The 9,560-nt window shown below is 70.3% G+C and carries 8 protein-coding genes and 1 pseudogene; 1 reads left to right on the top strand and 8 read right to left on the bottom strand.

Going from position 1 to position 9,560, the window contains the following annotated elements; translation table 11 throughout:
* Positions 1–251 precede the first annotated feature (251 nt).
* From AB0C29_RS19755 to AB0C29_RS19720, 8 genes are all read right to left on the bottom strand, one after another.
* Positions 252–1,274: an IS30 family transposase gene (locus AB0C29_RS19755; protein ID WP_360822058.1), complete on the bottom strand. Its 1,023-nt coding sequence runs from the start codon at positions 1,272–1,274 to the stop codon at positions 252–254.
* Positions 1,275–1,582: 308 nt separating this feature from the next.
* Positions 1,583–2,653: a YihY/virulence factor BrkB family protein gene (locus tag AB0C29_RS19750; protein WP_360822056.1), complete on the bottom strand. Its 1,071-nt coding sequence runs from the start codon at positions 2,651–2,653 to the stop codon at positions 1,583–1,585.
* 149 nt (positions 2,654–2,802) lie between these two features.
* A complete protein-coding gene (locus AB0C29_RS19745) occupies positions 2,803–3,612 on the bottom strand; it encodes an ABC transporter permease (protein WP_360822054.1) in 810 nt (269 codons plus the stop codon).
* A gap of 9 nt (positions 3,613–3,621) precedes the next feature.
* Positions 3,622–4,374 (bottom strand): ABC transporter permease, encoded by a 753-nt coding sequence (locus AB0C29_RS19740; protein WP_360822052.1) that lies wholly within the window; start codon positions 4,372–4,374, stop codon positions 3,622–3,624.
* A 1-nt stretch (position 4,375) separates the two neighbouring features.
* Positions 4,376–5,296, bottom strand: a complete 921-nt coding sequence (locus AB0C29_RS19735; RefSeq protein ID WP_360822050.1) for an ABC transporter ATP-binding protein — start codon at positions 5,294–5,296, stop codon at positions 4,376–4,378.
* A 33-nt stretch (positions 5,297–5,329) separates the two neighbouring features.
* Positions 5,330–5,863: a hypothetical protein gene (locus AB0C29_RS19730; RefSeq protein ID WP_360822048.1), complete on the bottom strand. Its 534-nt coding sequence runs from the start codon at positions 5,861–5,863 to the stop codon at positions 5,330–5,332.
* Complete coding sequence (gene dnaG, locus AB0C29_RS19725) at positions 5,860–7,707, bottom strand: DNA primase (protein WP_360822047.1); 1,848 nt, start codon at positions 7,705–7,707, stop codon at positions 5,860–5,862. Before dnaG ends, AB0C29_RS19730 begins: the two co-directional genes overlap by 4 nt.
* 19 nt (positions 7,708–7,726) lie before the next feature.
* A complete protein-coding gene (locus tag AB0C29_RS19720) occupies positions 7,727–8,947 on the bottom strand; it encodes a deoxyguanosinetriphosphate triphosphohydrolase (RefSeq protein WP_360822045.1) in 1,221 nt (406 codons plus the stop codon).
* Positions 8,948–8,991: 44 nt separating this feature from the next.
* Here AB0C29_RS19720 and AB0C29_RS19715 point away from each other — a divergent pair.
* A pseudogene (locus tag AB0C29_RS19715) lies at positions 8,992–9,560 on the top strand (methyl-accepting chemotaxis protein); the annotation flags it as partial.

Raw genomic sequence — 9,560 nt, 5'->3', positions numbered from 1 at the left:
GCCAGGCGCTGGGACTGGCGCACGGGGCGTGGCGCGCGCAGGCCGCGAACGGGATCGCGTGGGGGCGCATGGCAAGCAGGCGCGAGACGCGTGCGCGACCGGCGCGCGTGGCACGCGCGGAACCGGGGCGAGCACGTGCGAGTCCGACAAGCCAGTGCGAAGGCAGGGTCCGCGCGCCAGCCCCCTCACGTGCCCCTCCCCCACCATCTTGGAGACGTAGATCTTGGTAAATCTGGCCGTTATATGCGAGCTCAACCGGTGGTTGCAACACCGAGTAGTTCTGCCATTTTCTCAGCCGGGTTGGCCCAGCCCAAGGTCATCCGGGGTCGCCGGTTGAGTTCGTCGGCAACCTGGTCCAGGCCGGCCTGGTCGATCGTGGTGAAGTCGAACTGCCCTTTCGGGAAGTACTGCCGCAGCAGACCGTTGGTGTTCTCGTTCGATCCGCGTTGCCAGGGGTGGTGGGGATCGCAGAAGTAGACCGGGCAGTCAGTGGCGATGTGGAACTGGCGCCAGGACGCCATCTCCGAGCCCTGGTCCCAGGTCAGCGACGCCCGTAACCGCCCCGGCAGCCAGGCCATCGCCGCGGCCAGCTGCGCCGCGACGTGTTCGGACAGCTTGCCTTCAGGCAGCCCGACCAGGATGACGAATCGTGTGGAGCGTTCCACAAGCGTCGCGATCGCTGAGTTCAGGCCACCACGGCGGGTGCCTTCGAGCAGGTCGCCTTCCCAATGTCCGGGCACGGCACGGTCCAGCGCCTCGGCGGGGCGGGCACTGATGTTCAAGCCCAGCCAGGGCCGCGACGAGCGGATTGCTCCCGCGGCCTGAGCACGGGGCCGGCGCGCCGCCCGACCGGAACGCAACGCGACCTGACGGCTCAGCTCAGCACGCAGGTTCCCACGGGTCTGCAGATAGATGGCCTGGTAAATCGTCTCGTGCGACACGTGCCACTCCGGATGCTCGGGATACTCGACGCGCAGCCGGGCGGCGATCTGCTGCGGCGACCACCGCTGCCGCAGACCCGCCAGGACCAGATCCCGCACCACCGGATCAGCAGCCAGCCGCGCCACCCGCCCCGGCCGGCGATGCCGCAGCCAGCACGCCCAGTCAGCCATCGACGGCAGATACCGCTGACCGTACTTCTCGAACCGAGCGACCTCCCGCGACACCGTCGATGGTGCCCGCCCTAAACACCGGGCAATCTGCCGCATCGACTCACCCGCCGCCCGCCCCAAGCCGATCCGTTCCCGCTCCACCATCGACAACCTGGCCGCCATAAACCCACTCCTACCTGCGCGAACGTGGGTGTTGTAACCAAACTTTGAAACCGCCATAGGGGCCAATCCCCACCAAGATCTCGAGGCCACAGCCGCCCACGGCAGGTGCGATCGTCGCCGATGCGGCGAACCGCCGGGCAGGAGGGTGAGCAAGGGACCCGGCAGGTCCGGGTGCCCCGGTTACGAGCCGCCCGGCCCGGTCTCGGCGTGAAGGACGGTCAGCACCCCCAGTAGAAGACAGCGCCCGGACAGGCCGACGGCCGCGCCCCCGGTGAGGGGCGCGGCCGTCGGTTCGGTGGAGCGGGCGGTCAGTTGGTGCTCAGGCCTTTTTCGCTGCCCTTCTTGAGCTTGCGGTCGTCGCGCAGCTGGAGGAAGGGTTCGTCGTCGGCCGGGTGGCCTGCGGCGATTGCCCGGCCTCGTTCGAGTTCGGCGTCCAGTTCGGCGCCCAGCATGATGGCGATGTTCGAGATCCACAGCCAGACCAGGAAGGCGATCACGCCGCCCAGGGTGCCGTACGTCTTGTTGTAGTTGGCGAAGTTTGCCAGGTACAGGGCGAAGGCTCCGGAGGCGATCAGCCAGATCACCACGGCGAAGATGCCGCCGGGGCTGACCCAGCGGAAGCCGCCGGTCTTGGCGTTCGGGGAGGCCCAGTAGAGGATCGCGAACATCAGGCTGACCAGGATGATCAGGACCGGCCACTTGGCGATGTTCCAGGTGGTCACGGCGGCCGAACCCAGGCCGATGGTGTCGCCGACCGCCTGGGCCAGGTCGCCGGTGAAGACGACGATGACGGCCGAGAGGATCAGCATCAGGCCGACCACCGCGGTGACGCCGAGGCGGATCGGGAGGGTCTTCCAGATCGGGCGGCCCTCGGGGACGTCGTAGATCGCGTTCGAGGCGCGCATGAACGCACCGATGTAGCCGGACGCCGACCAGAACGCCGTGGCCAGACCGAGGATCGCGGCGAAGCCGGCCGTGCCCGGGTCGGAGACCTGGTTGAGGACCTGGTCGAGGAGGTCCTTGATCTGGGTCGGGGCGATCTCGCTGACGGTGTCCTGCACGGTCTGCTGGCCGTTGTCGCTGAGCATGCCGAGGATCGACACCAGCACGAGCACGCCCGGGAAGATGGACAGGACGCCGTAGTAGGTCAGCGCGGCGGCCCAGTCGGTGACGTTGTCCTCGGAGAACTGCTTGAAGGTGCGCTTGAGCGCCGCGAAGATGCCCTTGCCCTTCAGCTTCGCCGGGTTGTCGGGGCCTTCGTCGGGGCTCGGAGCCGACAGGTCGTTGTCCCTGTCCTCCGCCGTCCTGGTGCTCGCGACATCGTGGCGGGCTCTGTCGTCGGCCTCGCTCTTCGAGTCGTTGTCTTTGTGAAGCTTCATGACGGGTCCCTCCGGGCGCTGCGGCGATGTCCGTTCGGCCGGCTTCCGCCCTCGTGCCCCGGAGACACACCGCGCACGAAAGACGACCTCAGCTGGGGTGGTGCCCGGTGTTATGCCCGTCTAATCACCTGATCTCAGCCACCTTTCAGCTATCGGCAGAGCAGCTTGCCCATCCGGCGGCCCGCCACCGCCAGGCCGAGCGCAAACAGCGCCAGCAGATACAGCACGTCCAGCGCCTGGAGCCAGCCGACCTCGCCGGTGGTGATCGCGCGGATCAGGTCGACCGAGCGGTACAGCGGGGTCACCTCGACCACCCAGCGCAGCACCGCCGGGTAGGCCTGCGCCGGGACGAACGTGCCGGAGAACAGGAACAGCGCGAACTGGACCGACGCCACCAGGTCGAAGTCCTGCCAGCTGCGCATGAACGTGGACAGCGCCATCCCGGTGCCGCCGAAGGCGAAGCCGACCAGCACGGCCGCCCCGAACGCGGCCACGGCCAGGCCCGGCGTGGTCAGGCCCATCGCCACCATGACCACCAGGAACGCCGCGGCGTAGATGTTGCCGCGGATCATCGCCCAGGCCAGCTCGCCCAGCGCGATCTCGATCGGCCGTAACGGGGTGGCCAGCATCCCGTCGTACAGCTTCATGAATTTCATCTTGCCGAAGAAGTTGAAGGTCGTCTCCGACAGCGCCCCGCTCATCGCCGACGACGCCAGCATGGCCGGGGCGACGAACGCCGCATAGCCGATCACCCGGCCGTCGGGCAGCGTCAGGTCGCCGACCAGCGCGCCCACGCCGACGCCGATCGAGAACAGGTAGAGGATCGGCTCGATGAAGCCCGAGGCCATCACCAGCCAGTACGACGGTTGCAGCGTCGTCACGTTGCGCTCGACGACGGACGCCGAACGCCGGCCGGCGCCCTCGAACGAGATCAGCCGCGGCAGTACCAGAGTCAGCATGTCAGCCCCTCACACCACGAGCCGGCGGCGGAACGCCCGGTAGGCCAGCAGCCAGCCGGCGCCCGCCCACAGGGCCAGATAGAGCACGTGCCCGACCGGCGACCAGGCCGGCGCGACGCCCAGCGTGGCAGCCCGGCTCAGGTCGACGCCGTGCCACAGCGGCAGCGCGTACGCGATCCAGCGCAGCAACCCCGGCAGCGACTCGACCGGGAAGAACACGCCGGAGAACAGCGACATCGGGATCACGCCGAGCCGGAACAGCACCGCCAGGTAACTGTCGATGCGGACCGTCGCCGCATACGCGAACGCGGGGGTGGCCACGGCCAGGCCGACCAGCGCGGCGATCGGCAGCGTCAGCAGCGCCCACCACGAATGCATCGTGCCGAATGCCGTGGCGATGGCCAGGAACGCCGCGCAGCTGATCAACGTGCGGAAGACGACGAACGCGAGATGCCCGTCGAGGATGTCGGCGACGCGCAGCGGGGCGGCCGCCTGACCGAAGTAGATCCGCTGCCACTCGAAGCCGCCCAGCACCGGCCAGGTCGAGTCGCCGATCGCCACCTGCATGGCGGTGGAGGCGATCAGGCCGGGCACCATCCAGTCCAGGTAGGGCACTCCCTCGACGCCGCCGGTGACGTACGCACCGACGCCGACCCCGAAGCCCAGCATGGTGAGCAGCGGCAGCACGAAGGAGGACAGCACGCTGGACCGCCAGACGCGGCGGTAGCTGACGAGGTGATACTCCAGGACGTAGCGGGTCATCTCAGTCCACCAGCGTCCGGCCGGTGAGGTGCAGGAACACGTCCTCCAGGCTGCTGCGGCGCACCAGCACGCTGGCCGGGCTCAGCGCCCGGCGCTGCACCTCGGCCACCGCGTCGTCGCCGTCGGTCACGTAGAGCAGGATGCGGTCGGGCAGGACCTCCAGCCGCCGGCCCACCCCGGCCAGCTTGTCCGCGAAGACCTCCTGGGACTCGGCGTTGAAGCGCAGCTCGACGACCTCGCGGGTCGAATACTGCTCGATCAGGTCGCGCGGGGAACCCTCGGCCACGATCTTGCCGCCGTCCATCACCACCAGGCGGTCGCAGAGCTGCTCGGCCTCGTCCATGTAGTGAGTGGTGAGCACCAGCGTCACACCCTGCTGCTTGAGCCGGAACAGCCGCTCCCACACCAGGTGGCGGGCCTGCGGGTCGAGGCCGGTGGTGGGCTCGTCGAGCAGCACGATCTCGGGCTCGTTGACCAGCGCCCGGGCGATCGTCAGCCGGCGTTTCATGCCGCCGGACAGCGGCTCGACCTTGCTGTCGGCCCGCTCGGTGAGCTGGACGAAGTCGAGCAGCTCGTCGGCCCGGGCCCGGGCGACCTTGCGCGGGATGCCGAAGAAGCGGGCGTACGTGGTCAGGTTTTCCCGGACGGTCAGCTCGAGGTCGAGGTTGTCGAGCTGCGGGCAGACGCCGAGGCGAGCGCGGATCGCCGGGCCGTCCCGCCGCGGGTCCATGTCGAGGATGCGCAGCACGCCGTCGGTCGGCGGGGAGACACAGCCGATCATGCGCATGGTGGAGCTCTTGCCCGCACCGTTGGGACCGAGGAAGCCGAACGCCTCCCCCCGGCGCACGTCGACGTCGATGCCGTCGACCGCGGTGAACCCCTCGAACCTCTTGACCAGCCCCCGGGCGTGAATGAGCGTCACCCGGCCGACCCTAGTGAAAGGGTCCGACAAAAATCAGAGCGACGGGGTGGTCGCGTCCCGCGCGGAACCGACGAGCTGGTCGGTGACCTCGATGATCGGCTCGGCGTCCACGGCCGTCCGGGCGTCGTAGCGGACCGCCCAGCTCAGCCCGTCCACCCCGCTCACCCGGCGGCCGACCACCCGGACCCCGCCGTTGGGCGGCAGCGGGTGGTGCGACGTGTACGCCACCGAGCGGGTCACCCGGGTGCGCACCTGATCGGGCAGCTCACCGGGCTCCAGCAGCAGGAAACCCCGCACCGGCGCGTCGACCTGGACCGTGTAGCCGTCGCGCTCCTGGGCCACCTCGGCCGGCGTGATCACGAGCTCGCGGCCCGACCACGCCACCTTGTGGATCTCGTGCCAGCCGAGCCGCTCGCCACCGGGCAGCCACAGGCCGCGGTTGGTCGCGACCAGCACCTGCTCACCGCCCGGGTCCCCGACGAAGGCCCACGCCAGGACGCGTTCCTCCGCCTCGAGGGCCGGCCGCCGCGCGGCGGGGAGCTTGGGACGCCGACGAAAGAGACTCACAATCCACCTGCCGCCTGGTCGCGCAAGGCGCGAGCGTGCTGTTCGAGCGAGAAGAGCTCTCCGGCGAGAGCCAGATACTCGTCCTTGTGCGCGACCGGGTTGATCCGCTGCACCTTGGACTTCAGTTCCTTGATCCGGGTGGTGACCGCGCCGACCTGCAACCGGGCCAGCGTCACCTGCACGTACCGCAGGTCGGCCTCGCCGTCGACGTGCAGCGGGACCACCGCCAGCTCGCCGACCAGGGCCTTGCCGCCCAGGTCGTCGCACAGGTCGCGGACCGCCTCGATCCAGCCGGCGCCGCCGGTGGCCGACGCGGTGCCGCCGGCCGCCGCGATCGCCTTGCGGATGCCCTGGAAGACCGGGTCGCCGTAACACTCCGGGCCCAGCGCGTCGAACATCGGGCCGGAGAGCACCGGGTACTGCAGGGCCAGCTTCAGGGCCTCACGTTCCACCAGGCGCTGCGGGCTGTCGGCCGGCTTGCGCGGGGTGGGCGCACCGGACTGCTCGGGCGACGAGGCGGCGGCCACGGCCCGCTGCACCGGCTCCAGATCCATCCCCAGGTCACCGGCGAGCTTGCGGGCGTACTCCGGGCGCTTCTCCCGGTCCTTGATCTTGGCCACCAGCGGCGCGGCCCGGCGCATCGCCTCGACCCGGCCCTCGACCGTGTCGAGGTCGAAGCGGGACAGGGTCTGCCGCAGCGCGAAGTCGACCAGCGGCTCCCGGCTCGCGATCATGTCGCGGACCGCCAGGTCACCGCGGGCCAGCCGCAGCTCGCAGGGGTCCATGTTGTCCGGGCTGACCGCGATGAAGGTGCGCCCGACGAAACGCTGGTCCTCCTCGAACGCCCGCAGCGCCGCCTTCTGCCCGGCCGCGTCCCCGTCGAACGTGTAGATGATCTCCCCGGTGAAGCTGTCGCTGTCCATCAGCAGCCGCCGCAGTACGCCGATGTGGTCGATGCCGAAGGCGGTGCCGCAGGTCGCCACGGCCGTCGGCTCACCGGCCTCGTGGCAGGCCATCACGTCGGTGTAGCCCTCGACGATGACCGCGCGGCCCTGCTTGGCCATCTCCCGCTTGGCGTGGTCGATGCCGTAGAGCACGTGCGACTTCTTGTAGAGCGGCGACTCCGGGGTGTTCAGGTATTTCGGGCCGTCGTCGTCGTCGAACAGCTTGCGGGCGCCGAAGCCGATCACGTCGCCGGTCAGGTCCCGGATCGGCCACAGCAGGCGGCGGCGGAACCGGTCGATGAGCGAGCCGGAACGGGCCGGTTTGGCCAGCCCGCCGACGGTCAGCTCCTCGGCGGTGAACCCCTTCTGCCGCAGGTGCTTGGCGAGCAGGTCCCAGCCGTCGGGGGCGAAGCCGCAGCCGTACTTCTCGGCGGCGTCGCGGCCGAAGCCGCGCTGGGCCAGGAACTCGCGGGCCTTGCGGGCGCCGGGGGTGCTGAGCTGCTCGGCGTAGAACTCGGCGGCGGCCGCGTGCGCGGCGATCAGGCGCTGCTTCTGGCCGGGCTGCTGGCGCGGGCCCTCGTTCTTGAAACCGGACTCGTCGTAGCGCAGCTGGATGCCGGCCCGGCCGGCCAGCCGCTCGACGGACTCGAGGAAGGTCAGGTGCTCGGCGTCCATCAGGAACTTGATGGCGTCGCCGCCCGCGCCGCAGCCATGACAGAAGTAGACATTTCGGGCGGGTGACACGGTGAACGACGGGGTCTTCTCGTCGTGGAAGGGGCACAGCCCCTTGAGGTTGCCGCCGCCCGCCGAGCGCAGCGTCACTGTCTCGTTGATGATGTCCGCTATCGAGGTCCGGTCGCGGACCAACGCGATGTCCTCGTCCTTGACCCTGCCCGCCACGGCTACATACTGCCTCGCGTCACCGGCCCGCTGCCATCAGGGTCCGGTGCCAGGCGACGGCCGCCGGGTCGGTCAGCGACGCGACCTGGTCGACGACCACGCGCAGCCGGGCCGCGTCCGTCTCCGCGGCCTTCCACAGCTCGGCGAACATCGGGTCCAGCTGGTCCGGCGCCCGCTCGCCGAGCACGGTGACCAGCTCGACGAGGATCTCGCGCTGGCGTTCGTACCAGTCCTCGGCCGCGCGGGCGCGCATCACGTAGCGCAATGCCATGCCCTTCAGCAGGGCGCACTGGTTACGGACCGTGCGCGGCACGATGAGGTCGACGTCGTAGCGGCGGACCGGCCGGGAGCCGTGCCGGCTGTTCGTCGCGCCGACTGCCGAGGAGACGAAACGGCCGGTCAGCACGCTGGTCATCCGTTTGAGGGCGACCTGGGAGCGGTAGCCACCGTCGTAGCCGGCGACGGCGGTCACCACCTCGTCGGCGAGCAGCAGCCGCAGGGCCTCACCCAGAGCTTCGGGGGTCTCGTCCGAATAGGTGGCGGCCACGTCGGCGCACAGCTCGGCGCGTTCGCCGGCGTCGTGCAGCAGCGGCGCGAGCGACAGGTAGCGGCCGTGCACGCCGTCCTCGACGTCGTGCACGGAGTAGGCCACGTCGTCCGCCCAGTCCATGACCTGGGCCTCCAGGCACTGCCGTTCGCCGGCCGGGGCGGAGCTGCGGATCCAGTCGAAGACCGGGCGGTCGTCGTCGTACACCCCGAACTTGCGCCGGCCGGGCCGGCGCGGCCAGGGGTACTTGCAGCTGGCGTCGAGGGAGGCGCGGGTCAGGTTGAGGCCGGCGCCGTCGACTTTGGCCTCCAGCCGGGTGAGCACGCGCAGGGTCTGCGCGTTGCCCTCGAAGCCGCCGCAGGCCTCGGCGGCCTCGTTGAGCGCGGCCTCGCCGTTGTGCCCGAAGGGCGGGTGGCCGATGTCGTGGGCCAGCCCGGCCACGTCCACCACGTCCGGGTCGCAGCCGAGCCGGGCGCCCATCTCGCGGGAGATCTGGGCGACCTCGAGCGAGTGGGTGAGCCGGGTACGCAGGAAGTCGTCGGAGCCGGCGGTGTGCACCTGGGTCTTGGCCGCGAGCCGGCGGAAGCCGGCCGAGTGCAGGACGCGCGCCCGGTCGCGTTCGTACTGGGTACGCCCGTAGCCGCTGTCCTTGGCGGGCTCGCGCACCCAGCGGTGGGCATCGCCGTCCGTCATGTCCCCACCCTAAGGCGTCCGTCGCGTCGGCCGATGCGATTGGTGTGGAGTCCGATTCGCACACCCAATCCCGGTTCACCATCGTCGCCCGGCTGATCCTGATGGCGGGCATAGGCGTCGCCTCGGTGGCCCTGGTCGGCATCACCGCGGAGTGGGGATCGGCGAACCAGGCCGACGCCACCGACGAGATCGCGGCGATCAGTGACGGCATGAGCAGCCAGTGGAACGCGGACATGATGCACGACGGCCTGCGCGCCGACGTGATGTCGGCGCTCTACGCGACCACGCCGGCCCAGCGTGAGGCCTATGCCGTGGCGGAGGTGAGCGAGCACGCGACGACGCTGGTGACCAAGTACGACGCGGCCTCGAAGCTGGCGCCCGACCGGCTGGCCGCCGAGTACGCGCAGGTCCGCCCGGCCGTGGTGGCGTACGGGGAGGCGGCCAAGAACCTGGTCGCGCTGGCCGAGCGGGACCACGCCGCGGCGGCCGCCCAGCTGCCGGAGTTCCTGGAGAGTTTCGGGCAGCTGGAGGAGGGGCTGGGCACCATCGACGACGACATGCTGCTCGCGGTGCAGGATGCAGCGAGGGCGGGGGTGGACTCCAGCCGTACCAG

It is taken from the genome of Actinoplanes sp. NPDC048791 (assembly GCF_040650095.1).
Classification (GTDB): domain Bacteria; phylum Actinomycetota; class Actinomycetes; order Mycobacteriales; family Micromonosporaceae; genus Actinoplanes.
Note: the sequence above shows the minus strand (reverse complement) of the source record. Positions and strands in the feature narration are given on the sequence as shown.